General features: G+C 70.7%; 24 protein-coding genes. 21 read left to right on the forward strand and 3 right to left on the reverse strand.

The genetic code is table 11. The features are described from left to right. Nucleotides 1-336 precede the first annotated feature (336 nt). The 11 genes from INF26_RS03525 (at nucleotide 337) to recN (ending at nucleotide 9,056) form a co-directional block, all read left to right on the forward strand. Complete coding sequence (locus INF26_RS03525) at nucleotides 337-1,335, forward strand: PTS sugar transporter subunit IIB (RefSeq protein ID WP_193529330.1); 999 nt, start codon at nucleotides 337-339, stop codon at nucleotides 1,333-1,335. Nucleotides 1,336-1,351: 16 nt separating this feature from the next. Then, on the forward strand, nucleotides 1,352-2,164 hold the full coding sequence (locus INF26_RS03530) for a PTS mannose/fructose/sorbose transporter subunit IIC (RefSeq protein WP_193529331.1): 813 nt from the start codon (nucleotides 1,352-1,354) through the stop codon (nucleotides 2,162-2,164). 15 nt (nucleotides 2,165-2,179) lie between these two features. Continuing rightward, the gene (locus INF26_RS03535; RefSeq protein ID WP_193529332.1) at nucleotides 2,180-3,124 is read left to right on the forward strand and encodes a PTS system mannose/fructose/sorbose family transporter subunit IID; all 945 of its coding nucleotides are present in this window, start codon (nucleotides 2,180-2,182) and stop codon (nucleotides 3,122-3,124) included. A 93-nt stretch (nucleotides 3,125-3,217) separates the two neighbouring features. Beyond that, a complete protein-coding gene (locus INF26_RS03540) occupies nucleotides 3,218-3,604 on the forward strand; it encodes a DUF956 family protein (protein WP_193529333.1) in 387 nt (128 codons plus the stop codon). Nucleotides 3,605-3,867: 263 nt separating this feature from the next. Continuing rightward, nucleotides 3,868-4,434 (forward strand): elongation factor P, encoded by a 567-nt coding sequence (gene efp / locus INF26_RS03545; RefSeq protein ID WP_193529334.1) that lies wholly within the window; start codon nucleotides 3,868-3,870, stop codon nucleotides 4,432-4,434. 152 nt (nucleotides 4,435-4,586) lie between these two features. Further along, nucleotides 4,587-4,949 (forward strand): Asp23/Gls24 family envelope stress response protein, encoded by a 363-nt coding sequence (locus tag INF26_RS03550; protein WP_193529335.1) that lies wholly within the window; start codon nucleotides 4,587-4,589, stop codon nucleotides 4,947-4,949. 6 nt (nucleotides 4,950-4,955) lie between these two features. After that, nucleotides 4,956-5,426: a transcription antitermination factor NusB gene (nusB, locus tag INF26_RS03555; protein ID WP_193529336.1), complete on the forward strand. Its 471-nt coding sequence runs from the start codon at nucleotides 4,956-4,958 to the stop codon at nucleotides 5,424-5,426. 3 nt (nucleotides 5,427-5,429) lie between these two features. Beyond that, nucleotides 5,430-5,717, forward strand: a complete 288-nt coding sequence (locus INF26_RS03560; protein ID WP_193529337.1) for an exodeoxyribonuclease VII small subunit — start codon at nucleotides 5,430-5,432, stop codon at nucleotides 5,715-5,717. Between the two features lie 5 nt (nucleotides 5,718-5,722). Further along, nucleotides 5,723-6,460: a TlyA family RNA methyltransferase gene (locus INF26_RS03565; RefSeq protein WP_193529338.1), complete on the forward strand. Its 738-nt coding sequence runs from the start codon at nucleotides 5,723-5,725 to the stop codon at nucleotides 6,458-6,460. A gap of 60 nt (nucleotides 6,461-6,520) precedes the next feature. Continuing rightward, nucleotides 6,521-7,378 carry an NAD(+)/NADH kinase gene (locus tag INF26_RS03570; protein ID WP_193529339.1) on the forward strand — a complete coding sequence of 286 codons (858 nt, stop codon included), beginning with the start codon at nucleotides 6,521-6,523 and terminating at the stop codon, nucleotides 7,376-7,378. 34 nt (nucleotides 7,379-7,412) lie between these two features. Next, nucleotides 7,413-9,056: a DNA repair protein RecN gene (gene recN / locus INF26_RS03575; RefSeq protein ID WP_193529340.1), complete on the forward strand. Its 1,644-nt coding sequence runs from the start codon at nucleotides 7,413-7,415 to the stop codon at nucleotides 9,054-9,056. Nucleotides 9,057-9,195: 139 nt separating this feature from the next. Here recN and INF26_RS03580 read toward each other — a convergent pair whose 3' ends face one another. Continuing rightward, entirely contained in the window at nucleotides 9,196-9,495 is a 300-nt protein-coding gene (locus INF26_RS03580; RefSeq protein ID WP_193529341.1) for a helix-turn-helix domain-containing protein, read from the reverse strand. Between the two features lie 224 nt (nucleotides 9,496-9,719). On the opposite strand from INF26_RS03580, the gene INF26_RS03585 reads away from it, so the two are divergent. Both INF26_RS03585 and INF26_RS03590 read left to right on the forward strand, forming a co-directional pair. Beyond that, nucleotides 9,720-11,375 (forward strand): CTP synthase, encoded by a 1,656-nt coding sequence (locus INF26_RS03585; RefSeq protein WP_193529342.1) that lies wholly within the window; start codon nucleotides 9,720-9,722, stop codon nucleotides 11,373-11,375. A 13-nt stretch (nucleotides 11,376-11,388) separates the two neighbouring features. Beyond that, on the forward strand, nucleotides 11,389-12,279 hold the full coding sequence (locus INF26_RS03590) for a site-specific tyrosine recombinase (RefSeq protein ID WP_193529343.1): 891 nt from the start codon (nucleotides 11,389-11,391) through the stop codon (nucleotides 12,277-12,279). A gap of 165 nt (nucleotides 12,280-12,444) precedes the next feature. Here INF26_RS03590 and INF26_RS03595 read toward each other — a convergent pair whose 3' ends face one another. After that, nucleotides 12,445-13,065 carry a hypothetical protein gene (locus tag INF26_RS03595; RefSeq protein WP_193529344.1) on the reverse strand — a complete coding sequence of 207 codons (621 nt, stop codon included), beginning with the start codon at nucleotides 13,063-13,065 and terminating at the stop codon, nucleotides 12,445-12,447. Nucleotides 13,066-13,155: 90 nt separating this feature from the next. Between INF26_RS03595 and INF26_RS03600 the strand changes: the two genes are divergently transcribed. Then, a complete protein-coding gene (locus INF26_RS03600) occupies nucleotides 13,156-15,588 on the forward strand; it encodes a tetratricopeptide repeat protein (RefSeq protein WP_193529345.1) in 2,433 nt (810 codons plus the stop codon). On the opposite strand, the gene INF26_RS03605 is transcribed toward INF26_RS03600, so the two are convergent. Beyond that, nucleotides 15,585-16,235, reverse strand: a complete 651-nt coding sequence (locus INF26_RS03605; protein ID WP_193529346.1) for a hypothetical protein — start codon at nucleotides 16,233-16,235, stop codon at nucleotides 15,585-15,587. The two genes, INF26_RS03600 and INF26_RS03605, sit on opposite strands and share 4 nt — an antisense overlap. A gap of 516 nt (nucleotides 16,236-16,751) precedes the next feature. Here INF26_RS03605 and INF26_RS03610 point away from each other — a divergent pair. The 7 genes from INF26_RS03610 to murD all read left to right on the forward strand — a co-directional run bounded on the left by INF26_RS03610 (nucleotide 16,752) and on the right by murD (nucleotide 24,646). Further along, nucleotides 16,752-17,210, forward strand: a complete 459-nt coding sequence (locus tag INF26_RS03610) for a division/cell wall cluster transcriptional repressor MraZ (protein WP_193529347.1) — start codon at nucleotides 16,752-16,754, stop codon at nucleotides 17,208-17,210. A gap of 18 nt (nucleotides 17,211-17,228) precedes the next feature. Then, on the forward strand, nucleotides 17,229-18,209 hold the full coding sequence (gene rsmH, locus INF26_RS03615; RefSeq protein ID WP_193529348.1) for a 16S rRNA (cytosine(1402)-N(4))-methyltransferase RsmH: 981 nt from the start codon (nucleotides 17,229-17,231) through the stop codon (nucleotides 18,207-18,209). Nucleotides 18,210-18,430: 221 nt separating this feature from the next. Beyond that, complete coding sequence (locus INF26_RS03620) at nucleotides 18,431-18,928, forward strand: FtsB/FtsL family cell division protein (RefSeq protein WP_193529349.1); 498 nt, start codon at nucleotides 18,431-18,433, stop codon at nucleotides 18,926-18,928. 11 nt (nucleotides 18,929-18,939) lie between these two features. Beyond that, nucleotides 18,940-20,724 (forward strand): peptidoglycan D,D-transpeptidase FtsI family protein, encoded by a 1,785-nt coding sequence (locus INF26_RS03625; RefSeq protein ID WP_193529350.1) that lies wholly within the window; start codon nucleotides 18,940-18,942, stop codon nucleotides 20,722-20,724. 13 nt (nucleotides 20,725-20,737) lie between these two features. Next, complete coding sequence (locus INF26_RS03630; RefSeq protein ID WP_193529351.1) at nucleotides 20,738-22,177, forward strand: UDP-N-acetylmuramoyl-tripeptide--D-alanyl-D-alanine ligase; 1,440 nt, start codon at nucleotides 20,738-20,740, stop codon at nucleotides 22,175-22,177. Then, nucleotides 22,174-23,205, forward strand: a complete 1,032-nt coding sequence (gene mraY, locus INF26_RS03635; RefSeq protein ID WP_193529352.1) for a phospho-N-acetylmuramoyl-pentapeptide-transferase — start codon at nucleotides 22,174-22,176, stop codon at nucleotides 23,203-23,205. The genes INF26_RS03630 and mraY overlap by 4 nt, the downstream gene beginning before the upstream one ends. Before the next feature lie 13 nt (nucleotides 23,206-23,218). Further along, complete coding sequence (gene murD, locus INF26_RS03640; RefSeq protein WP_193529353.1) at nucleotides 23,219-24,646, forward strand: UDP-N-acetylmuramoyl-L-alanine--D-glutamate ligase; 1,428 nt, start codon at nucleotides 23,219-23,221, stop codon at nucleotides 24,644-24,646. Nucleotide 24,647 lies beyond the last annotated feature (1 nt).

Consider the following 24,647-nt stretch of genomic DNA (forward strand, 5'->3'; position numbering starts at 1 on the left):
GGAAGCCCCGCGATTCCCGGACGCCCCGCTCGCTTATGCGCGGAACCGCCCGGATTTCCGGACGCCCCGGCGGCAATCATGCACGGCTCGGATTTCTTGGCGAGAAGGACATCCCGTTTTACCTCGTGTGATCCAATAAACCCCAGTTCAGAGGCCTACCAAGAAACCCGAGCGACGCATTCGCGGCCGTGCCAAATTCACTCGTTTTTTGCCGACGGCCCAGAGGCAAAGTGCTAAGATGTGGACGGTATGTGGAGCGACGAGGGAGAAGTTGTGAACTCCTCTCGCCGTTGCACGGGTAGAGGCACGAGTTTGGATGAGAGAAGGAGGTAAGTGGTGGTTAGCATTGTCCTTGCCAGTCATGGCACGTTCGCCGAGGGCATCAAGATGTCCGGACAGATGATCTTCGGGCCCCAGGAGAACGTCGCGGCCGTGACGCTCATGCCCGAGATGGGTCCGGACGACCTTCGCGCCAAGCTGCTCGAGGCCGTTGCCGGCTTCGAGGACCAGGACCAGGTCCTGTTCCTCGTCGACCTTCAGGGCGGGACACCCTGGAACCAGGTCTCGCTGCTGCTCGCTGAGGAGGGGCACGAGAACTGGGTGGCCGTGGGTGGCCTGAACCTGCCGATGCTCGTCTCCGCCTACGGGGAGCGCATGGGCGCCGAGACCGCAGCCGACGTCGCCAAGGCCATCTACGCCGAGGCCAAGGCTGGCATCTGCGTCAAGCCCGAGGAGCTCGCACCGGCCGAGGCCGCTGCCGCCCCCGCGGCTCCCGCCGCCGCGCCCACCGGCGCCATCCCGGAGGGCACCGTCCTCGGTGACGGCCACATCAAGATCGCGCACTGCCGCGTCGACACGCGTCTGCTGCACGGCCAGGTGGCCACCTCGTGGACCAAGCAGATCAACCCCGACCGCATCATCGTCGTCTCCGACGGCGTCGCTCACGACGAGCTGCGCAAGACGATGATCGTCCAGGCCGCTCCTCCGGGAGTCAAGGCTCACGTCATCCCGATCTCCAAGATGATTGAGGTGTCCAAGGACCCGCGCTTCGGCGCCACGAAGGCGTTCCTGCTCTTCGAGACCCCGCAGGACGTGCTCAAGGCCATCGAGGGCGGCGTCGACATCAAGAACGTCAACCTCGGCTCGATGGCTCACTCCGTGGGCAAGGTCGTCGTCACCAACGCGATCGCCATGGACCAGGCCGACGTCGAGTGCCTCGAGGAGCTCCAGGCCAAGGGCGTCACCTTCGACGTCCGCAAGGTCCCCGCGGACGCCCCGGAGAACTTCGAGAACATGATGAAGAAGGCCAAGTCCGAGCTGGCCGCTCAGGCGTAAAGGTAAGGAGGGAAACATGTCGGTACTTTCAATCATCCTGATTGTCATCGTTGCCTTCCTCGCCGGCATGGAAGGCGTCCTTGACCAGTGGCAGTTCCACCAGCCGCTGGTTGCGTGCACGCTCATCGGTCTGGTGAGCGGCTACTTCGAAGCGGGCATCATCCTGGGCGGCACGCTCCAGATGATGGCCCTCGGCTGGGCAAACGTCGGCGCGGCCGTCGCCCCCGACGCGGCGCTCGCCTCGGTTGCCTCCGCAATCCTCATGGTCATCGCCATGATTGGTGGCTCCGACCAGGCCACCGCCATCACCACGGCCATCGCCGTCGCCGTGCCGCTCTCCGTGGCCGGCCTGTTCCTCACGATGATCGTCCGCACGATCGCCATCCCCATCGTCCACATCATGGACGGCGCCGCCGCCCGCGGCGACTTCTTCGCGATTGACCTCTGGTCCATCATCGCCATCTGCCTGCAGGGCATCCGCATCGCCATTCCGGCTGCGGCCCTGTGCTTCATCCCGTCCGAGGCCGTCATGGACGTCCTCGAGATGATGCCCGCGTGGCTCAACGAGGGCATGACGATCGGCGGCGGCATGGTCGCGGCCGTCGGCTACGCCATGGTCATCAACATGATGGCCACCAAGGAGGTCTGGCCGTTCTTCGCGCTGGGCTTCTGCCTCGCCGCCATCTCCCAGCTCACGCTGATCGCCCTCGGCGTCATCGGCGTCTGCCTCGCCCTCATCTACCTGGGCCTCAAGGAGATCGGCCAGTCCGGTGCCGGCGCCATCGGCTCGGGCGACCCGCTGGGCGACATCCTGGACGACTACGAGTAGGAAGGGGGAGACAACATGGCAGAGAACAAGATCACGCTCTCCAAGAGCGACCGTCTCAAGGTTTGGTTCCGTCACCAGTACCTGCAGGGTTCCTGGAACTACGAGCGCATGCAGAACGGCGGCTGGTGCTTCTCGATGATCCCCGCCATCAAGAGGCTCTATCCCAACAAGGATGACCAGATCGCGGCGCTCAAGCGTCACATGGAGTTCTACAACACGCACCCGTACGTCTCGTCCCCCGTCATCGGCGTCACGCTCGCCCTCGAGGAGGACCGTGCCAACGGCGCCCCCGTCGAGGACGCGGCCATCCAGGGCGTCAAGGTCGGCATGATGGGCCCGCTCGCCGGCGTCGGTGACCCGGTCTTCTGGTTCACCCTTCGCCCGCTGCTCGGTGCCCTCGGCGCCGGCCTTGCGATGAGCGGCAACATCATGGGCCCGATCCTCTTCTTCGTGCTCTGGAACGTCATCCGCCTCGCCTTCGAGTGGTACACGCAGGAGTTCGGCTACCAGCTGGGCACCTCCATCACCAAGGACCTCGGCGGCGGCCTGATGGGCAAGATCACCGAGGGCGCCTCGATCCTCGGCATGTTCGTCATCGGCGGCCTCGTCCAGCGCTGGGTCTCCATCTCCTTCGCGCCGACGGTCTCCACCGTCACGCAGTCCGAGGGCGCCTACATCGACTGGAACGCCATCGCCGAGACCGCCAACGGCGGCGGCCAGGGCGTCGCGGACGCGATCCACAGCGCGCTCTCCCAGTACGCCTCGCTCGGCGCCACCGGCCTCGAGGTCGAGAAGGTCACCACGCTCCAGGCCAACCTCGACCAGCTGATCCCCGGCCTCGCCGCCGTGTGCGTGACGCTGCTGTGCTGCTGGCTGCTCAAGAAGAAGGTCTCCCCGATCGTCATCATCATCGGCATGTTCGCCGTTGGTATCCTCGGTCACCTCGCCGGCCTTCTCTAGGCTCCGTCGCTCTTCTCGGCGCCGCGCCCTCGTCCCGTCGCTCTGACGGACGGGGGCGCGGCCCCTTTTCCAGCCTGAAAGGAGTGGGCGCGCATGGCCCAGTCTCAGAACACCACGGTCGACCTCACCATCCCCGCCACCATGTTCAAGGGGCTCTCCACGACGGGCTCCATGATGGTGGGGGACAAGGCGCTCGAGTTCTACAACGAGCGCAACGTCGAGGACTACATCCAGATCCCCTGGGACCAGTTCGACCACGTGGAGGCGTCGGTGCTCTTCGGCGGACGCGTCATCCCGCGCTTCGCCGTCTTCACCAAGGAGAACGGCGTCTTCGCCTTCTCCGCGCGCAACAACCACCAGCTGCTCCGCGCCGTGCGCGACCACATCGGCGGCGAGAGGATCGTGCGCTCGGCGTCCTTCTTCGGCGTGATCCGGGCCGGGCTCATGGGCATCTGGCGCCGCATCACGCGCCGCGGCTAGGCGCCGCCGCGTCTGCCAGCACCGCCCGTCGCGTGCCAAGAATCCCGAGCCGCGCGTTCTTCTCGCCATGCGCCGCTCGGGTTTTCTGTCCAAACGGACACGTTTTGCCCCGCGCGCATGCGAAGGTTCGATCTTTTGCATGCGCCACTCGGGATTCGTGGCACGCCCGCCGACTTCGTCCGCCGCATCATGGAATCTGCGCGCAGACGCCCGCCCGGTGCTAAAATACCGCACGTATGTGAGCACAACCGGAAAGGCGCAACATGGCAACCATCAGCACCGCAGACTTCAAGAACGGCATGGGCCTCAAGATCAACGACAAGTACTACACGATCGTTGAGTTCCAGCACGTCAAGCCCGGCAAGGGCGGTGCCTTCGTCCGCTACAAGATCCGCGACCTCAAGACCGGCCGCGTGATCGACCAGACCTGCAACGCCGGCACCAAGTTCGAGAACGTGCAGCTCATCACCAAGGAGATGCAGTACCTCTACAACGACGGCGCCACGTTCTACTTCATGGACAACGAGACCTACGAGCAGGTCGAGCTCCCCTCCGACTTCATCGGCGACAACGCCAAGTGGTTCAAGGAGAACGACAACGCCCAGCTCCTCTACGCCGACACCGAGCTTCTGGGCGTCGAGCCCCCGATGTTCATCGAGGTCGAGATCACCGAGACCGACCCCGGCTTCAAGGGCGACACCGTCCAGGGCGGCTCCAAGCCCGCCACCGTCGAGACCGGCGCCGTGATCCAGGTCCCGCTCTACCTCAACGTGGGCGAGAAGATCAAGGTCGACACCCGCGACGGCGGCAAGTTCGTCGGTCGCGTCTAGCACGTCGCCCGCAGGCGAGAAGCGCCATGCGTCGGGGCCGTCCCGGGGGAGCCTGGGGCGGCCCCGTTCTTCTCGCCGACGCGTCCGGCGCTCCGGTCGGACAACGGGTATACTAGGCAGGTGACCGTTTGAATCGAGCAAGGGGGTCCTCCATGGCCGAAAGCGAGCTCTTCGTCTCTGGCATCGGCATCTCCAAGGATGTCGTCTCCACGATCGTCGGGATTGCGGCGCGTCGCGTGGAGGGCGTGGCCTCGGTCGGCGGCAACGACATCGCCTCGAGCCTGATCAGCGTCTTCACGAGCCGCACCGTCGCCCCCGAGAAGGCCGTCGAGTCCGTCGTCGAGGACGACAGCCTCCACGTCACGGTCCACCTGGCCGTCTTCTACGGCTACCCGTTCACCAAGCTCGCCGCGGACGTCCGCACCGAGGTCGCCCGCGCCGTGACCGAGCAGATCGGCGTGCCGGTGTCCGCCGTCGACGTCTGCATCGACAGCCTCGTCTTCCCCAAGGAGTAGTCCCACTTGAGCACTCACTTCGGCGGGCGCACGCTCGCCCGCAGCCAGGCCCTGCAGCTGATGTTCCAGGCCGAGGCCAACGCGCGCGCGGTCCTCGACGTCCTGGACGGCGAGTACGCCCTGTCGCAGGGCCCGCTCGACGACTATGCGCGTCGTCTCGCCCTCGGCGCCGACGAGCGCCGCCCCGAGCTCGACGCCGTCATCGCGGCGCGCTCCAGGGGCTGGTCGGTCGCGCGCATGAACGCGGTGGACCGCAACCTCCTGCGCCTCGCGCTCTACGAGATGCTCTACGTGGACGAGGTCGACGTCGCCGTGACCATCGACGAGTGCGTCGAGCTCGCCAAGGCCTACGGGACCGACGAGTCGTCGCGCTTCGTGAACGGCATCCTCGGCCGCGTCGCCGACGACCTTGAGGCCGGCGTCGACGTGGTCGCCGCCACGCGCGAGCAGACCGCCGCGGACGACGGGGAGGCGTAGGCCATGGCCCGCGTGGACGTCTCCCAGTACCAGAGCTTCGGCCAGATCAACGACCGCCTGGACGAGCTCGTCTCCCAGGTGCGCGACAAGGACGTCTCGCTCGAGCGCTCGCTCGACCTCTTTGACGAGGCGATCGCGCTCGGCTCCAAGGCCGTGAGCCTCGTGGACGCCACGGACTTCTCGCCCGAGGAGGAGGCGCGCCTGGCCGACGCCGGCGAGGCCGCCGAGAAGGGCGACGAGCCCGCTGCCGGGGCCGACGCCGAGCCCGAGCCCGCCGCGGACGGGCAGTAGGCACCATGCCGCGTCGCCGCCGGCTCGACGCCGAGCTCGTCGAGCAGGGGTTCTTCTCGTCTGCCGACGAGGCCCTGCGCGCCGTCATGGCGGGCGACGTCTCCACCACCGACCGACGCCTCACCTCCCCCGGGGAGCAGGTCGCCCCCGGCATCCCCCTGCACGTGCGCGGCCGCGCGGCCTACGTGAGCCGCGGCGGCCTCAAGCTCGAGCGCGGCCTCGACGCATTCGGCGTGGACCCGCGGGGCCTCGACTGCCTCGACGTGGGGTGCTCCACGGGAGGCTTCACCGACTGCCTGCTCAAGCGCGGCGCTGCCTCCGTGGTGGCCGTCGACGTGGGCTACGCGCAGTTCTCCTGGGAGCTGCGCGGCGACCCGCGCGTCCGGCTGCTCGAGCGCACCAACGTCACGGCGGTGCCTGCCCTTCTCGGCGCGTCAGTCGTCGACCTGGCCGTCTGCGACGTCTCCTTCACGTCCGTGATCACGGTGCTGCCGGCGGTGCTCGAGCTGCTGCGCCCGGGCGGGACCTTTCTCACGCTCGTCAAGCCGCAGTTCGAGGCCGCGCGCGAGGACGTGGGGGAGGGCGGCGTCGTGCGCGAGGGGCGCGTGCGCGCGGCGGCGCTGGAGCGGGTGCGCACGGCCTTCGAGGACGCCGGTCTCGTCGTGCGCGGGAGCTGCGAGAGCCCCATCACCGGCCACAAGGGCAACGTCGAGTACCTCCTCTGCGGCGACCTGCCCGCCTAGCGCGCCGGCCCCGGCGGCGGGGTATACTGGGCACGGAACCCGAGAGAAAGGCCGGCACCCGTGAAGGTCCTCATCGTCCCCAACTACGCCCGCGAGGACGCCGTCGAGAGCGCGCGTCGCCTGGAGGGCTGGCTCGACGGCGAGGGCGTCGAGGTCGCCTGGGCCCGCGACAAGAAGCTCTTCCCCGACGCCCGCGAGACCGCCGACGACTGCGACCTCGTGGTCTCGCTCGGCGGCGACGGCACCCTCTTGCGCGCCGCCCGCATCGTGGGCTACGCCGGCGTGCCCGTCCTCGGCATCTCCTACGGCCACCTGGGCTTCCTCACCGCCGCCGGCCCCGAGGACCTGCTCGCCACCGTGCGCGACGCCCTGGCGGGCGAGCTGCACGTCTCCCGCCGCGCCACGCTCGACGTGGAGTGCGAGTTCGTCTGCGAGGACGGGTCGACCTGCGTCACCCACAGCTTCGCCCTGAACGACTTCGCGCTCTCCCGCGGCGGCGCCGGTGACATGGTCGAGTTCGACGTCTCCGTCTCCGGCAAGCACATCGACCGCCTGCGCGGCGACGGCTTCGTGGTCTCCACGGCCACCGGCTCCACGGGCTACGCGCTCGCTGCCGGCGGCCCCATCGTCACGCCCGAGTTCACGGGCATGGTCTGCGTTCCCATCGCGCCGCACACGATCATGGCGCGCGCCTTCCTCACCTCGCCCTCCGACGTCGTGGAGATCGAGATGAGCCCCGAGCGCCCGGCCATGCGCCACTTCTTCGCCGACGGCCAGCCGATCCGCGACGGTCGCGGCGGCACAGGCGTCCGCGCGAGCGTGCGGCGCGGCCCCGGCGACCTCGTCCTGCTCGACCGCAGCACGCAGAGCTTCTACGACTCCGTCTCCCGCGTCTTCTACGGGCAGGTGGGCAAGTGATCTCGCCGGGCGAGAATAACGGGCGGGCCGTGCGATGATCGACGAGCTGCGCGTCCGCGACGTCGCGCTCATCCGCGACGCCACCATAGAGCCGGCGACCGGCCTCACCGTCCTCACGGGCGAGACGGGCGCGGGCAAGACGGCCCTGCTGTCCTCGATCAAGCTGCTGGTGGGAGAGCGCGCCGACGCGGGCATGGTCCGCGAGGGCGCCCCCTCGCTCGAGGTCGAGGGGCGCCTTTTCCTGCCCGGCGACGACGAGGACGGCACCGTGGTGCGCCGGCGCGTGGGCGCGGACGGCCGCGGCCGCGTGGAGGTCTCCGGCCACCTGGCGAGCGTCCGCGAGCTCGCGGAGCGCGTGGGGGCGACGGTTGACCTCTGCGGCCAGCACGAGCACCAGCGCCTGCTCTCCGTCGCGACGCACGCCGAGCTGCTCGACGCCTGGGCGGGCGCCCCCGCGGCCGAGGCCCTCGCCGCGTACCGAGAGGCCCTCGACGCCGCCGCGGAGGCCGCCGCGGAGCTGGAGCGCGTGAGGGAGACGGGCAGGGCGAGCGCCGAGCGGCTCGACGAGGCCGCGTTCGCGCTGCGGCGCATCGACGAGGTCGACCCGCGCGAGGGCGAGCTCGAGGAGCTCGAGGCCCAGCTGCCGCGCGTCGAGCACGGCGAGGCCCTTCTCGCTGCCGCGGCCGGCGCGCGCGAGCTGCTCTCCGGCGACGACGGGGCGCTCGACGCCCTCGGGCGTGCCGTGCGCGAGCTCGAGGGGGCCGCGCGCTACGACGAGGCGCTCGCCGGCTGGGCGAGCGCGCTCGAGAGCTCGCTGATCGACGTCGAGGACGTCGCCTCCGAGCTGCGCGACTACGCGGACGAGGTGGACTTCGACCCCGAGGAGCTCGAGCGGCTGCAGACGCGCCTCTCGGCGCTCGAGGGGCTGCGCCGCTCCTTCGGTCCGCGCATGGAGGACGTGTTCCGTCGACGCGCGGAGGCCCGCGAGGTCGTGGCCGCGGCGGGGGACGGCGGGGAGCGGGAGCGCCGGGCCGCCGAGGAGCTCGGGCGCCGCGAGGCCGCGCTCGCCGCCGCCGCGGACGCCCTCGACGCCGTGCGCCGCGAGGCCGCGCCGCGCTTCGCCGCGGCGGTGGGCGAGCAGATGGCGCTTCTCGAGATGGGCAGCGCGGGCCTTGAGGTTGCGCTCGAGCGGGCGCCGCGCGCCGAGTGGTCGCGCCGCGGGGCGAGCCGCGTCGAGTTCCTCTACCGCCCGGGCGCCGGGCTCACGGCGCGCCCGCTGCGCCGGATCGCCTCGGGCGGCGAGGTCAGCCGCGTGATGCTCGCGGTCAAGGTGGTGCTGGGCGCCGCGGACGCGTGCGAGACGCTGGTCTTCGACGAGGTGGACGCCGGCGTGGGCGGCGCCACGGCCGTGGCGCTGGCGGGCACGCTGGCGCGGCTGGCGGCGACGCACCAGGTCATCGTGGTCACGCACCTCGCGCAGGTGGCCGTGGCGGCCGAGCGGCACTATCTGGTCGAGAAGCACGACGGTGCGGGCGACGTCCCCGAGACCACGCTCACCGAGATCTCCGGCGAGGAGCGCGTGGCCGAGGTCGCGCGCATGCTCTCCGGCGACACCGGCGCCGCGAGCCGCGACCTCGCGCGCGAGATGCTCGCCGCGCACGCCGCCGAGGGCCGCTAGCCCCACGCCCTTCTCGCCCCGCGCCAAATCCTCCCGATCCCTCGCGTCCCGCGGTTTGGTGACAGGTTTTGCGCCCCGCGCGGCGAGAAGGGCGGCGCGGACACGTAAAAGCCGTCACCGTAGGCCGCGCGCCCCGGCCTCAGTCCGCCTCGGGGCCGCGGTCTGCGCCCGTGCCGTCCAGGTCCAGGAGCTCGGTCACGGACAGGCCGAAGACCCAGGCGAGCGAGAGCAGCGTGTGGTAGGTGGGGTTCATGGGAGTTCCGGGCTTGGACTCGCCCTTCTCGTACTTCTGGTACGTGTAGATCGCGATGCCTGCGCCGTTCGCGACGTCCTCCTGGCTCAGGCCCCGCTCGCGCCGCAGGTCGCGCAGGCGGTAGCCGAGCCGCTGTGAGTAGCCCTCGAGGTCGAGGTCGGGGGAGTTGTTCTTCTCGCGCTCCATGCGACCACTATCGGGCCGCCTGGACGGGCGCACCACCATACAAGTATGACAAGCAAAACCCCACAGGGCGGCGCGCGGTCCCCGGCGGGCGAGAAGGTCTGTGTCGGTCTCGTGTCGCAATGTTTCGCGCGTGCGTCCGATCGGGACGGTGGCCGCGCCGCCCCTCTCGCCGCGCGCTACCATGGAGACCCGTGGAAACGTTACGGATTCTGCGGGAGGTCCCCATGGCAAAGCACATCTTCGTGACCGGCGGCGTCGTCTCCTCGCTGGGCAAGGGCATCACAGCCGCCTCGCTCGGCCGGCTGCTCAAGGGGCGCGGCTACCGCGTCACCATGCAGAAGGCCGACCCCTACCTCAACGTGGACCCGGGCACGATGAGCCCGTTCCAGCACGGCGAGGTCTTCGTGACCGAGGACGGCTACGAGTCCGACCTCGACCTCGGGCACTACGAGCGCTTCATCGACGAGAACCTCACGCGCAGCTCCAACTTCACCTCCGGCGCCATCTACCAGGAGCTCATCTCCCGCGAGCGCGCCGGCGACTTCCTCGGCGGCACCGTGCAGGTCATCCCGCACGTCACCGACGCCATCAAGGAGCGCTTCCGCCGCGTCGAGGAGGAGGCCGGCGCCGACGTGGTGATCACCGAGCTCGGCGGCACGGTCGGCGACATCGAGAGCCAGGCCTTCGTGGAGGCCATCCGCCAGTTCCGCAACGAGAAGGGCCGCGACGACTGCGTCCTCATCCACGTGAGCCTCGTGCCCTACATCGCCGCCGCCCACGAGGTCAAGACCAAGCCCACGCAGCACAGCGTGCGCGAGCTGCGCTCCCTCGGCCTGCAGCCCGACTTCATCGTCTGCCGCTCCGACCACGAGGTGGACGCCTCCATCCGCGCCAAGATCGCGAGCTTCTGCGACGTGCCCGCCGACCACGTCTTCGAGAACTCCGACTGCCCCTCCATCTACGACGTGCCGGCGCACCTCGCCGCTCAGGGCTTCGACGAGAAGGTCTGCGAGCGCCTGGGGCTCGAGCCGCGCGCGTGCCACATGGAGGGCTGGTACGCCTTCACGGACGCGATGCACGCCGCCAACGCCCGCGCCGACGTCACGCGCATCAGCGTCGTCGGCAAGTACACGCAGCTGCCGGACGCCTACCTCTCCGTCATCGAGGCGCTGCACCACTCGGGCGTGCTCTTCGGGCGCCACGTGGACATCCGCCTGGTGGACGGCGAGGCGCTGGACGAGAAGAACGTCGAGGCCGTGCTCGGCGACTCCGACGGCATCCTCGTGCCGGGCGGGTTCGGCCTGCGCGGCATCGAGGGCAAGATCTGCGCCGTGCGCCGCGCCCGCGAGGAGCGCGTGCCCTACCTGGGCGTCTGCCTGGGCCTGCAGGTCGCCGTCTGCGAGTTCGCCCGCGACGTCTGCGGCCTTCCCGGCGCGAGCTCCGCGGAGTTCGACCCGGACACGCCGCATCCCGTGATCGACATCATGGCCGACCAGGCGACCGTCACCGAGAAGGGCGGCACCATGCGCCTCGGCGCCTACCCGTGCCGGCTCGAGCCCGGCACCCTGGCGGCCGAGGCCTACGGCGAGCCGCTCGTCTGGGAGCGCCACCGCCACCGCTACGAGGTCAGCAACGCCTACCGCGAGCGTCTCGCCGCCGCCGGCCTGCGCATTTCCGGCCTCTCGCCCGACGGGCGGCTCGTCGAGATGGTGGAGCTGCCCGAGGACGTGCATCCTTGGTTCGTGGCGAGTCAGGCGCACCCCGAGTTCAAGAGCCGCCCGGACCGCCCGGCCCCGCTCTTCCGGGAGTTCGTGCGCGCCGCGATCGCGCACCACGAGGGCCGCGACCGCCACGACGTCGAGCCGGTCGAGGGCGAGTAGGGAGGCACCGCACGTGGACCTCGGGCAGGCCAGGGAGGAGTACCTGAGCTACCTCGCCGTGGAGCGGGGGAGCTCGCGCAACACGCTCGACGCGTACGGTCGCGACCTCAGGCGCTACGAGGCGTGGCTGGCCGAGCGCGGCGTGACCCGCCCCGACGACGTGACGCTGCTGCTGATCGAGGACTACGTGGCCGAGCTCTCCTCCTGCGGCCTCGCCGCCTCGTCGGTCGAGCGCGCCGCCTCGGCGGTCAAGGGCTTCCACCGCTTCATGCTCGCGGACGAGATCGCCACCACGCTGCCCACGGCCGACCTGCCGCTGCCCGCCAAGCCCGAGCGCCTCCCCGACGTCATCTCGCGCGAGGACGCCGCGCGCCTGCTGGACCAGCCGTTCCCGCAGACGCCCGTCGGCCTGCGCGACCATGCGGTGCTCGAGGTGCTCTACGGCTGCGGCCTGCGCGCGAGCGAGCTCGTGGGGCTCGACGAGCGCTCCGTCCTTCTCGACGAGGGGCTGCTGCGCGTCTTCGGCAAGGGGTCAAAGGAGCGGGTGGTCCCGATCATGGGGGCCGCCGCCGACGCGCTCGGGGCGTACCTGGAGCGCGGCCGCGGTGCCCTGTCCGGCCGACGGCCCAGCGCCGCCGTGTTCCTCAACGCCCGGGGCGGGCGTCTCTCTCGCCAGTCCGTCCATTCGATCGTCGAGAAGTACGGGCGGGTCGTGGGGATCCGCGGCCTGCACCCGCACACGCTGCGGCACAGCTTCGCCACGCACCTGCTCGAGGGTGGGGCCGACCTGCGCGTGGTCCAGGAGCTGCTCGGGCACGCCAACGTGGCGACCACCCAGCTCTACACGCACCTCGACCGCTCCCACATCCGGCGCGTGTACCTCTCGGCGCACCCGCGCGCGTAGCGCCGCGCTCGTCCCGAAATCGGCGACGTTCCGCAGCCGCGGCGCCGGGCCGTCTAGGAGTCGGCGACGTTCCGCAGCCGCGGTCCGACTTCGTCTTGGAATTGGCGACCTTCCCCGGGAACCCCGCCGATTCCGGGACGAGACCGGGTGCGGCCCCGCGCGGGGCTAGACGCCGGCCGCCGCGAGGGCGTCCGACCAGATGTCGCGGCTGATGGTGAGCCCCTCGCCGGGCATGTCGGCGGCCGCTATCTCCACGCCCGTCTCGGCGTCGACGAAGGCTGCCCTGAAGCCCCAGTCCTCCTGCCCGTCAAAGAGCTGCAGGTAGCCGCAGGCAACCATGATCATGTAGAGGTCGGCGGCGGCGTCGTTGTCGTCCGTGAAGCAGGGGCGCGCGGTGACGGTGATGGCCCGGAGGTCGTCGGACACCTCGACGGCGTCGGCGCAGTCCCGCGCAAGGAGCGACGCGGTCTCGTCCTCGAGCTCCTCCTCCCACTTCTCGACCTGCGCATCGAACTGCCCAGTCGTGAAGGTGAGAATGACGTCGTCGCCCTCGGCGGCGGCGTCCAGCGCGTCCTCGCTCGCGCCGTCGGCGTACTGCTCGAGGGCGTCGTCCTGCGAGAGGGCGCAGAGGTTGAGGAACGACGCGGGGAAGCGCACGGAGACGGTCTGGTCCGCGGGCGTGGGCTCGTGCTCGGCGGGTTCGGGGTCGGCCGCTCCGCCGGCGCAGCCGCAGAGGGCGGCGAGAAGGGCGCCGGAGAGCGCGAGCAGGGCGCGTCGGGTGAGCATGAGGGGCCTCCTACGAGAGTTTGGGTTGCTGAAGCATAACAGCATGATGATAGAATCATACGAGTTCAGGGCGCGAGAGGGGAGGGCGGCATGAACCGCTCGAGTGACCGACCGATTCCGATGCTGGCGGGCGTGGTGCTGATCGTCGCCGGCGTTCTCTTCTTGGGGTATGCCTTCTTCCAGTACGCCTCCATCGGGGGCGACCCGTCCTATACCGGGGTGGGCTGGCGCGACACCTACGAGATGCGCGACACCGCCCGGGGGATGCTCCTGGGGCTTGCGCTCGTCGTGCTGGGGATCCTGGTCGTGGCGCTGCGGCTGCGCGACCGCCTGCGGGCGGCCCCGGCATCGCGGGAGGCCGAGAAGGACGTGGCGCCCGCCCCCGCTCCGGTGCCCGCGCCGGCGAGGCCCGCGCCCGCTCCGGCCCCGGCGCCGAAGCCCGCCCCCTCCCCAAAGCGCTCGGACGGCGGCATCTCCCCGCTCGACCAGGTGCTCCCGCGCTCGGACGACGCCCTCGCGACGCTGCGCTACTTCATTGTGGACGCCCCCGACCAGATGCTCGCCGACCAGTGCGAGCTCGTGCGGCGCACGGGGCTCGCGGACTGGACGGGCGAGCCGCGCTGCGGCGCCCGCAGGCTCGCGCGCAGCGGCCGCTGGTGGCTCGTGCCCGAGGGCGCGTTGCCGACGCCGGAGGACGCGGACCGCGTCTGGGCCGTCGAGGCGGCCCTCAACTTCGGGCAGGACGCGGCCAGGATGGCCGAGCCGCCCGTCACGCTGGACGAGCGGCTGCGCGTTCTTCTCGCCGGCGTCTCCCACCTGGAGCCCGTGCGCCATCCGGGCAGCCGCTTCCTCGCCACCGTCACCGAGGGCACCGACCCCCGGGGCGAGTGGGCCGTGCGCGCGGCCTTTGCCGACGCCCTGGAGAACCTGCCGGTGCCCTTCCGCATGGTCGCGGACTTCAGGCTCAACGTCTCCGAGGGGCTGCTCGGGGTGAGGGCGGCCGTGCCCCGGCCGGCGGCCTTCTCCTTCGCGCCGGAGGCGGAGCGCGCCGCGCTCGCCCGTGCCTACGCGTATGACCTGGCGCTGCTTCTCTCCCGTACGGCGCTTGTCGCCTCGCCGGCGATTCGCCGCGTGGTCGTCAACTGCCACGTGGACGGGAGCGTGGACTGCGTCCTCTCCGCGGACCTCACGCGCTCCTCGCTCGAGCGCATGGCGGCCGCCCCGCGCGAGGGTGGTCTGCCCGAGCCCTCCGCCGAGCTACGCTATCGCCCCGCAGCGGACGGCTGGCTCGCCCCCGTTGCGCCGCTGCTGTCGTTCGTCGACGCCCAGCTGCGCCCGGCCGAGCGCTATCGCCCGGTGGAGCTCTCCGACGAGCCCTGCCCCGAGGCGGTCGTGCGCACCTGCGGGGCGCACCGGCGCTCCGAGCTCGGCATCGCGGAGAGCGTGGTGCGCCTTGACGCGTGGGAGCGCGTTGCGGACGACTTCGGCGGGCTCGGCGACACGACGGAGGACGCGGTGGCGGCCCTCTCCGAGCTGCGCGCGTCCGCCACGGACGCCTCGGTCGTCGAGGCCTGCGAGCGCACGACGCGCGCCCTGGTCGCCGGCGAGCTCGACGTGGAGGACACCGACGACCTCATCGAGTGCTTCGTCGGCGGATCGGCGCTCGAGCGCGCCGTGCGCCAGGCGGGGCCCCTCGTCCCCACGGCGGACGAGCAGGACCAGGAGGAGCTCTCGAGGGTCGCGAACCTGCTCGAGGACGCCCTCGCGCCCGTCGAGGCAGCCGGCGCCTATCGCGACGACGAGCGGACGGCCCATCGCTACTTCCGCTCGATCCCCGAGCGCGTGACCTACAACCTCGACTGCGCCGACGGGCGCACCGTGCGGCTCGTCCCGGACGCCTACTTCCTCGCACACCAGTACGCGGCGGTCCTCGAGCGCTGGCTCGCGCTCCCCGGCAGCCTCGACCGCGCGCTCGCCCATGCCGAGCGTGCCGCCGAGCTCGCGCCGTGCACGGTCGAGACGGCGCTCGCCCGCGCGGACTGCCTGCGCGAGATGGGGCGGACCGACGAGGCCCTGCGCGCGGTGTCCGGCGCCGCGGCGCGCTGCTCGACCGTCGACGGCCTCTCCCTCTGCCTCTACCGCCTCGCCGGCCTCACGTACGACCTCGGCATGGTGGAGACCTCCGTCGCCTGCTACCGACGCTGCATCGAGCTGGGCCGTGCGCAGGCCGAGCCCGCCCGCCACGAGCTCGGGCTGCTCGCCCAGCACGAGCACGAGGCGCTGGCCGCGGCTCGCCTCGACCCGGCCAAGCTCACGGGCGAGCGCCTCACGCGCGCGCTCGAGGGGGCGGGTCTGCCCGCGGGTAACGTGGGGCCGCTCTCCGAGCGCCTGCGTGCGGCTGCGGCGGCGTGCACGGACGCCGGGATCTTCTCGGTGGCCCACCCGCTGCTCCAGGCGTACCTGCAGGCGGCCGATCGGCGCGATGACGCGCTCGCCGACGTGCTCGCGTCGCTGAGGGCCTAGACTCCCGCCGAGACGGCCTCGTCCCACCCCTCGCGGCTGTAGGAGAGCTCCTCGTCAGGCAGCGTGGTGCGCGCGACCTCCACGCCCGTCTCGGCGTCCACGAGGGCGACCTCGACGGCCCAGTCACCCTGCCAGTCGGACTCCGGATCGATGAGCTGCAGGAAGCCGCAGGCGGCGACGAGCTGGTAGAGGTCGGCGTCCGCATGGTCGGCGAAGGAGGGGCGCGCCGTGACGGTCACACCGTCGCGACCGTCCGTCACCTCGACGGAGACGACGGCGTCGCTTGTCTCCAGCGCATCGAGGCTCTTCTCGAGTGTGTCCTCCCACATGGTGCGCAGCTGCCCGTACCAGTGGTCGGTGACGTAGAGCTCGAGCGAGCCGTCCTCGAGGACGCTCGTGCCGATGTCACCGTCGGAGTAGTCGTCGTAGCCCTGCGCCGCCTCGTCGGCCGTGTTCCCGGTGAATGCGAGGTAGGAGGCCGGGATGGTGACGCGCATCTGCACCGGCTGCGTCTGCGCGACGGGGTGTTCGACGACAGGGTCTTCGACGACGGGGTCGACCTCCCCCTCAGGCTCGTTAGCGGTGCAGCCGGGGAGCAGGGCGAGCAGCCCGGCGGACAGGGCGAGGAACTCACGGCGCGTCTGCATGGAAACCCTCCCTCTTTCAGGTTGGGACCATGATAGCGCGCACGGCGTCGCGGCCGTCTCGAAATCGGCGACCTTCCGCAGCTTTGGTGTCGCGCCGTCTAGGAACCGGCGACGTTCCGCAGCGGCGGTGTCACGCCGTCCCGGAATCGGCGACCTTCCCCGGTAACCCCGCCGATTCCGGGACGCGTCCTTCTCGCCGGGCGAGAAGGTCGGCGATTCTGGGACGACATCGCCGCGCGATCGCGGAACCCCGGCGATTCCGGGACGGGTGCCCCGGTGGGGCGCGGTGGGGGAGCCCTTCACGCCCGCGACACAAAACCTCAAGTCCCGCTTGTGTCCCGGACCGATCGGAGACCCAACATCTGGGGGCCGTGCGCCCCAAGATGACCGTCCGCGCCCAGATTTCAACCGCAAGGTGTAGCAAAGTGTTTTTCTGTGTCGCAAAGTGTGGCGAATGACGTATAGTAGTCGCACGCTCCGTTCGGGGCCGGGTTCTCGTCCTGAGGGGAGGGTGACATGCTCGCTGGCTCGTATCCGATGTCCGTGGATGCCAAGGCGCGCGTCACCCTGCCGGCCGTCTTCCGCAAGCAGCTTGCGAGGGACGACAAGAGGACGATCTACCTCGTCCCCCTCAACGGCTGCGTGAACGGCTTCACCCCCGAGGGTTTCGAGGCGTACGTCGACGGGCTCTTCGAGTACGGCGACAACCACTTCGACCCCCGCAGCCGTGACGACGTTCGCCTGAAGACCGGCCTGTGGGCCCGTGCGGTGGAGGTCGACATCGACTCCGCCGGCCGCGTGGCCCTCGGCAAGCTCGACGCGGCCAAGCCCGGTACGCGCGAGAAGCTCGGTCTCACGGCCGACGTCACGGTGGTGGGCGCCGGGGACCACTTCGAGGTCTGGAACTCCGAGAAGTGGAACGCGACGCAGGAGAGCCTCGAGGACGACCTCGACGCGCTTCTCTTCCACGACTAGCAGCAGGGGGTGGGGGTCTTGACAGCAGAATATCGGCACGTACCCGTGATGCTCGCCGAGGTCCTCGCCGAGCTCGACCCCCAGGTGGGGGAGGTGGTGTGCGACTGCACCCTCGGCGGTGCGGGCCACACCGTGGAGCTGGCGAGGCGCGTGGCGCCGGACGGCCTGTCGATCGGCATCGACCAGGACGACATGGCGCTCGCGGCGGCGACCGAGCGCCTCGCGCGCGAGGTCCCGGAGGCGAGCACGCTTCTCCTCAAGGGCAACTTCGGGGACCTGGACGAGCTTCTCGTCCAGGCGGAGGTTCCCGGGGTCGACTGCTTCCTGTTCGACCTCGGCGTCTCGTCCCCCCAGCTTGACATCCCGGAGCGCGGCTTCTCGTACCACGAGGACGCCCCGCTCGACATGCGCATGAATTCGGGCAACCACACACAAACCGCAGCCGAGGTCGTGAACACCTACAACGAAGCAGACCTCGCCCGAATCCTCCGCGTCTACGGTGACGAGCGCCATGCGGCGCGCATCGCCCGCGGGATCGTCGAGCGCCGCTCGAAGGCGCCCATCGAGACGACGCTCCAGCTCGTGGACGTCATCAAGGCGGCGATTCCCGCCGCGGCGAGAAGGAGCGGCGGACACCCCGCACGTCGGACGTTCCAGGCGCTGCGCATCGAGGTCAACCATGAGCTCGACGTGCTCGACCGGGGACTGAGGGCGGCCGTCCGCTGGGCGAACCCGGGTGGCAGGATCTGCGTGATCTCCTACCACTCGCTCGAGGACCGCATCGTGAAGCACGTCTTCTCGGAGCTCTCCCAGGGCTGCACCTGCCCGCCGGACCTCCCGGTCTGCGTGTGCGGTCACGTGCCGATAGTCAACGTCAGGACGAGGAAGCCCCTCGTCGCCTCAGACGAGGAGGTTGCGGCCAACCCCAGGTCGCGAAGCGCCCTCATGCGCGTGGCGGTCAGGCTCGACGCCTCCGCGGAGGGACCCAAGGTGTCGTAGCCGGCGCGAGCCGTCTATGAGAGCGAGAGAAACGAAGCACAAACGCAGCAGCACGAACCCAAAACGCACCACCAACGCACCACCACGACGCACGAACGAACTCTAAACGAACTCTTAAGGTCGCTCTATTACACCTTGAGACTTACTATCAAGTAACCCTCAAGTTGCCAGCGTACCTGCACCATCTGAAGAACAATGCACGACCGGAACAGGGAATAGGCATGAGGTACCAGGGATCAGCGGCATACAGCTACGACGCGGCGCAGCGGGAGCGCGAGCTCTCCCAGCGCGCATCGGCGCCCTCGTTCGAGGTCGTCACCGGCGGCGGGCTCGACGCGCAGGCGCGCGCCGGCGTGTCCCCGGTCTTCCTCGCCCGCCTCAAGGCGGCCCTGGCGGTCGCCGCGGTCCTCGTCGTGCTCGGCATGGCCCGCGTGGGCATCTCCGTCGCCACGGTCTCGCTGCTCTCCGCAAACTCCGACCTCACCGCCCAGATTGAGGAGACCTCCTCGCTCAACGCCCAGTTGAAGGTGCAGCGCTCCGTCCTCTCGAGCAACGCCCGCATCTCCCGTATCGCGACCCAGAACTACGGCATGGTCCTCGCCGACAGCTACGTGACGCTCGACCTCACGCCCGCCGACGAGGAGGCCGGCGCGACGGGTGCAGATGGGGATGCTGCGCAGACGGCGGACAACGCCCCCGCTGACGCGAACGTGAAGTAGACTTCTGTCCCGTGAGCAGGAGGGACAGACAGAGCCGCGCCGGCAGGCGCAACCGACCGGAGGCCTCGTACGACGAGGCCTCTCGCGCGCGCTCACGCCTGAGGGCCAGCCGCCCGGGCGGCTCGGGGTCAGGCGGCACCGACGCCGGCTTCTCGTTCACCCGCCGCTTCTTCCTCGCCCTTCTCGGCGTCGTCGCCGCCAAGCTCGCCTGGCTCCAGGTGTTCCAGTCCTCCGAGCTCGCCTCCGCGGCGGAGTCCCAGCGCACCAACCGGGCGGTCCTGCACGCCAAGCGCGGCACCATCTACGACCGCAACGGCAACGCGCTCGCCGTGAGCGTCGACTGCCAGACCATCTACGCCAACCCCAGCGTCGTCGAGGACCCCTCGGGCGTCTCCGAGGCCCTGGTCTCCGTGCTCGGGGGCGAGAAGGACTCCTACATGGACCTCCTCACCCAGGACACGACCTTCGTCTACATCCAGCGCCAGGTCGACCAGGAGATGGCCGACAAGCTCTCCGAGGAGCTCGAGGCCCGCGAGCTCACGGGCGTCTACTTCCTCGAGGACACGAAGCGCGCCTACCCCTACGGATCGATCGGCTCCCAGGTCATCGGCTACGTCGGTGTGGACGGCAACGGCCTCTCGGGCCTGGAGAGCTACTACGAGGACGTCCTTCTCGGCACGGACGGCGAGATGATCTTCGAGACTGGCCTCGACGGGACCCCCATCGCGGGCGGCGCCACGCAGATCACGCCGGCGAAGGATGGCACGGACCTCGTGATCTCGCTCGACGTCGACCTCCAGGAGGTCGCGGAGAGCGTCATCGCCGAGGCGGCCAAGACCTTCGAGGCCGAGTCCGGCTCGGTCATGGTCACCAACCCCCGGACCGGCGAGATCCTCGCCGCCTGCTCCACGCCCCTGGCCGACCTCGACGACCTGACGGACGCCTCGGCCCTCAACCTCAAGGCCGTCTCGAACTCCTACGAGCCCGGCTCGGTCTTCAAGGTCCTCACGACCTCGATCGGCATCGAGGGAGGATTCTTCACCGAGGACACCGTCTACACCGTCCCCGCCGAGGTGAAGGTCGGCGACGACTACGTCACGGACGTGGACGACCGCGACTACACGATGGACATGAGCGTCAAGGAGATGCTCGCCCGCTCGTCCAACACCGCCATGGCGCTGCTCGTCCAGGACGTCATGGGCGCCGACGCCTTCGCCGAGGGGGTCGCGCGCTTCGGCATCGGCGAGACCACCGGCATCGACTTCCCCGGCGAGTCCGCCGGCATCGTCCGCCCGCGCGAGCAGTACGACGGCTCGACCGCGGGCTCCATGGCCTTCGGCCAGGGCCTCGCCGTGCCCATGGTCCAGATCGTGCGCGCCTTCGGCGCGGTCGCCAACGGCGGCGTGCCGACGACCCCGCACTTCCTCGTCTACAAGGGCGAGGAGGAGGTCTCGTGGCCGGAGGGGGAGCGCATCATCTCCGAGGAGACCGCCGCGCAGGAGATCGACATGATGCGCGCCGTCATGACCGAGGGCACCGGCGCCGGCTGCCAGGTCGACGGCTACGACTTCGCCGGCAAGACGGGCACGGGCGAGCAGGCCGACGAGGACGGCGGCTACCTCGAGAACTCCTTCGTCTCGTCGCTGTGCGGCTTCGCCAACGCCGACGACCCGGAGCTCTTGCTCTACGTCGGCCTCAACCACACGCCCTACCACTCGTCCGACTCCTCCGGTCGGGCGTTCAAGGAGATTGCCGAGCATGCCGTGTCGATCATGGGCGTCCAGCCCGCGTCCTGATGGGAGCAAACCGATGTTTCGCATGAGCGTTGAGGACATAGCGAGGGTCACGGGGGCGTCGGTCCTCGGGACGGGCTCGCGCGCCGTCTGCGGGGAGGTCGTGATCGACTCCCGCGCCGCGGGGGAGGGCTCCCTGTTCGTCGCCTTCGTCGGCGAGCAGGTCGACGGGAACGCCTACCTCGCCCCCGCCGCCCGCGCCGGCGCCGCCGCCGTCGTGGCGACGCGCGACGTGGACGAGGCGGTGGCCGCCGAGGTCGCCGCCTGCGGCTGCGCGCTGCTGCGCGCCGAGGGCGACGATGGCGAGGAGTTCATGCTGCGCCTGTCCGGCGCCTGGCGAGAGGCCCACCCCGAGTGGGTCGTCGTGGGCGTGACGGGCTCGGTGGGCAAGACCACGACCAAGGAGATGCTCGCGGCCGCCGTGGGCTCCCAGCGCCGCTGCCACGCCACGCGCGGCAACTTCAACAACCTGATCGGCCTGCCGCTCACGCTGCTGTCCGCCCCGGACGACGCCGAGGTGCTCGTCTGCGAGCTCGGCATGAACCACCTGCACGAGATCGACCGCCTCGCGGCCGCCTGCCGCCCCACGCTCGCCTGCATCACCAACGTGGGCACGAGCCACATCGGTCTTCTCGGCAGCCGCGAGAACATCGCCCGGGCCAAGGCGGAGGTCGTCTCCGGTATGCGCGCCCACGGCGAGATCCGCCCCGTGCTCGCCCTCACCTCCTCGGGCGACTACACGCCGTTCATCGCCGACGGCTTCGCCCGTCCGGCGGGCGTCGACGTCCTGACCGTGGGGCGCGGCGAGAAGGACGAGGTGCGCCTCGTCTCCTGCGCCCTCGACGGCGAGGGCCGCGCCACGGCCGAGCTCGCCGCCCCCGACGGCTGGCGGGGGAGCGTCCGGCTGCCCATGCCCGGCCGCGCCCCGGTTGACGACCTCATGCTCGCCGTCGCGCTCGTCGGGCGTCTCGGCCTCGACCGCACCGCCGCGCTCGAGGCGATCGCGGCCATGGGGCACACGCAGATGCGCCTCGACGTCGCGCAGGCCCCCTCCGGCGCCCGCCTCATCGACGACTCCTACAACGCCGCCCCGTCCTCGATGGCGGCCTCGCTCGACGTGCTCTCCCAGATGGCCTGCGAGGGCCGCCGCATCGCGGTCCTCGGCGAGATGGGCGAGCTCGGCGACGACGCGCCGCGCCTCCACGGCTACGTGGGCGCCTACGCTACCGCCAAGGGCGTCGACCTGCTCGTCCTCGTCGGCGGGGAGCTCGCCGACGAGATGGCCGAGGCCGCGCGCACGATGGGCCTGTCCGAGGACGCCATCGAGCGCTTCGCCACGGTCGAGGAGGCGACGTCCGTCATGGTCCCGGTGCTCGCGCCCGGCGACCTCGTGCTCGTGAAGGCGTCGCGCGCCGCGCGCCTGGACCAGTTCGTGAAGGGAGCGCTCGCCCGATGATCGGAAACCCCGCCTATCCCACCTACCAGGTGTTCCTTGCCGTTGGCATCGCCGCGCTCGTGACGGCGCTCGTCATGCCGCTCTTCATCCGCCTCATGCGCCACGAGGGCGTGGGCCAGCAGGTGCGCGCCGACGGCCCCCAGGGCCACCTCGTCAAGCAGGGCACGCCCACGATGGGCGGCATCGTGATCCTGCTCGGCGTGGTCGTGACCTGCGTGCTGCTCGGCGAGTGGACGCACGGCCTCGTCCTGGCCATGGCCGCGACGCTGATCACCGGCTCGCTCGGCCTGCTCGACGACATCGAGAGCGTCGCCCACGGCCGCTCGCTCGGCCTCACGCCGTCCCAGAAGATGGCCGGCCTCATCCTCATCTCCATCACGTTCTGCCTCGTCGCGGTCAACGTCTGCGGGATCTCGCCGCTGGTGCGCTTCCCGGGCGGCTTCGCCCTCGACCTCGGCGTGCTCACCACGACCCTTGAGGTCGGAGGCGCGACCGTCGCCGTGCCCTGGCTCTACCTCGTCTTCGTGTTCCTGCTCATGGCCGGCCTCTCCAACGCCGTCAACCTGACTGACGGCCTCGACGGCCTCGCGGGCGGCTGCACGATGGTCGTCATGCTGTTCATGGCCATGGTCGCCTTCCGCTACGACGAGCTCGACCTCGCGATCTTCGCCGCGTCGATCGCGGGCGCCTGCGTGGGCTTCCTCTGGCACAACTGCTACCCCGCCTCGATCTTCATGGGCGACACCGGCTCGCTCGCCCTGGGCGCCGCCTTCGCCGCGCTCGCCGTGCTCACGGAGACCGAGGTGACCTCGCTCATCATGGGCGGCCTGTTCATCGCGGAGGCCCTCTCCGTCATGATCCAGGTGATCAGCTTCAAGCTCACGGGCAGGCGCGTCTTCCTCATGGCGCCGATCCACCACCACTTCGAGAAGAAGGGCTGGAAGGAGAACAAGGTGGTCGTCCGCTTCTGGATCGTCTCCGCCGCCTTCGCCGCCCTGGGCTTCGCACTCTACTTCCAGCTCGGTTAGGAGCGTGCCGACAATGACCGTCACCCCTCAGGCACATCTCGGGAACGTCGCCGTGCTCGGCCTCGGCCGCACCGGCGAGGCCGCCGCGCGCTACCTCTGCGCGCTCCTCGGCTCGCGCGTGGACTCCGTCACCGTCTTCGGGGGCGCCGCCTCCGAGCCGGGCGAGGGGACCCGCGCGCTCGAGGCCCTCGGCGCGCGCGTGGTGTGCGGCACGGACGAGGTGACCGGCAGCTTCGACCTCGCCGTCGCCTCCCCGGGCATCCCCGACTCGTCCCCGTTCTTCTCGGCCGCCCGCGCCTGCTCCACGGAGGTCGTCGGCGAGCCGGAGCTCGCGTGGCGCGAGAGTCCCGAGCGCTGGGCCGCGGTCACCGGCACCAACGGCAAGACCACCACCACCTCCCTGCTCACGCACCTGCTCCGCGAGGGCGGCCTGGAAGCCGTCTCCGTGGGCAACATCGGCACGCCCGCGATCGAGGCGCTCGACGGGCGCGGGGCGGGCACCTGGTTCGTCGCGGAGCTCTCGAGCTTCCAGCTCGCCACGACGCGCCTTTTGCACCCGCGCGCCGCGATCGTGCTCAACGTCACGCCCGACCACCTCGAGTGGCATGGGACGATGGAGGCGTACGCGGCTGCCAAGGAGCGCGAGCTCGCCAACCTCGACGCGGGCGACCTCGCCGTGGTCTCCGTCGACGACGACTTCTGCCGTGCCATGGCGGCGCGCGCGGAGGGGCGCGGCCTGCGCGTCTGCCGCCTCTCCGTCGAGTCCGTGCCAACCTCGTCCTGCGCCGCCTTCCTGCGCGGCGAGACCCTCGTCGTGCGGCTGGACGGCGCGGAGCACGCGCTCGTCGACGCCGGCGAGCTCAAGATCGTGGGGCGCTACAACGCCGAGAACGCGCTCGCGGCGGCCTCCGTCGCGCTCGAGCTCGGCGTCGCCGAGAAGGACGTGCGCTCCGGGCTCAGGTCCTTCTCGCCGATCGAGCACCGCGTGGAGCCCGTCGCCACGGTCCGCGGCGTCCGCTACGTGAACGACTCCAAGGCCACCAACACCGACGCCGTGGAGAAGGCCCTCACGGCCTTCGCGCCGGGGTCGGTGGTGCTGCTGCTCGGCGGCCACGACAAGGGGACCGACCTCGCCTCGCTCGCCGCCGCCGTCCGCGCGCGCTGCCGAGCCGCCGTCTGCTACGGCGAGGCGGGGGAGCGCATCGCCGCCGCGCTCGAGGCCGTGCCCTCCGACCTGGCCGTCCTGCGTGCCGCGCGCCTGCGCGAGGCGTTCGCCGCGGCCTCCGCCGAGGCGCGCCCCGGCGAGACCGTGCTCCTCTCGCCCGCGTGCTCCTCCTTCGACGAGTTCTCCAACATGGGCGAGCGCGGACGCCTCTTCAAGGACCTCGTCCGAGCGCTCGCCGAGAAGGGCGACGCCGCCCCGGCGCCGCAGGGGGAGTAGC

The organism is Thermophilibacter gallinarum (assembly GCF_014982725.1).
GTDB classification, from domain to species: Bacteria; Actinomycetota; Coriobacteriia; order Coriobacteriales; family Atopobiaceae; genus Thermophilibacter; species Thermophilibacter gallinarum.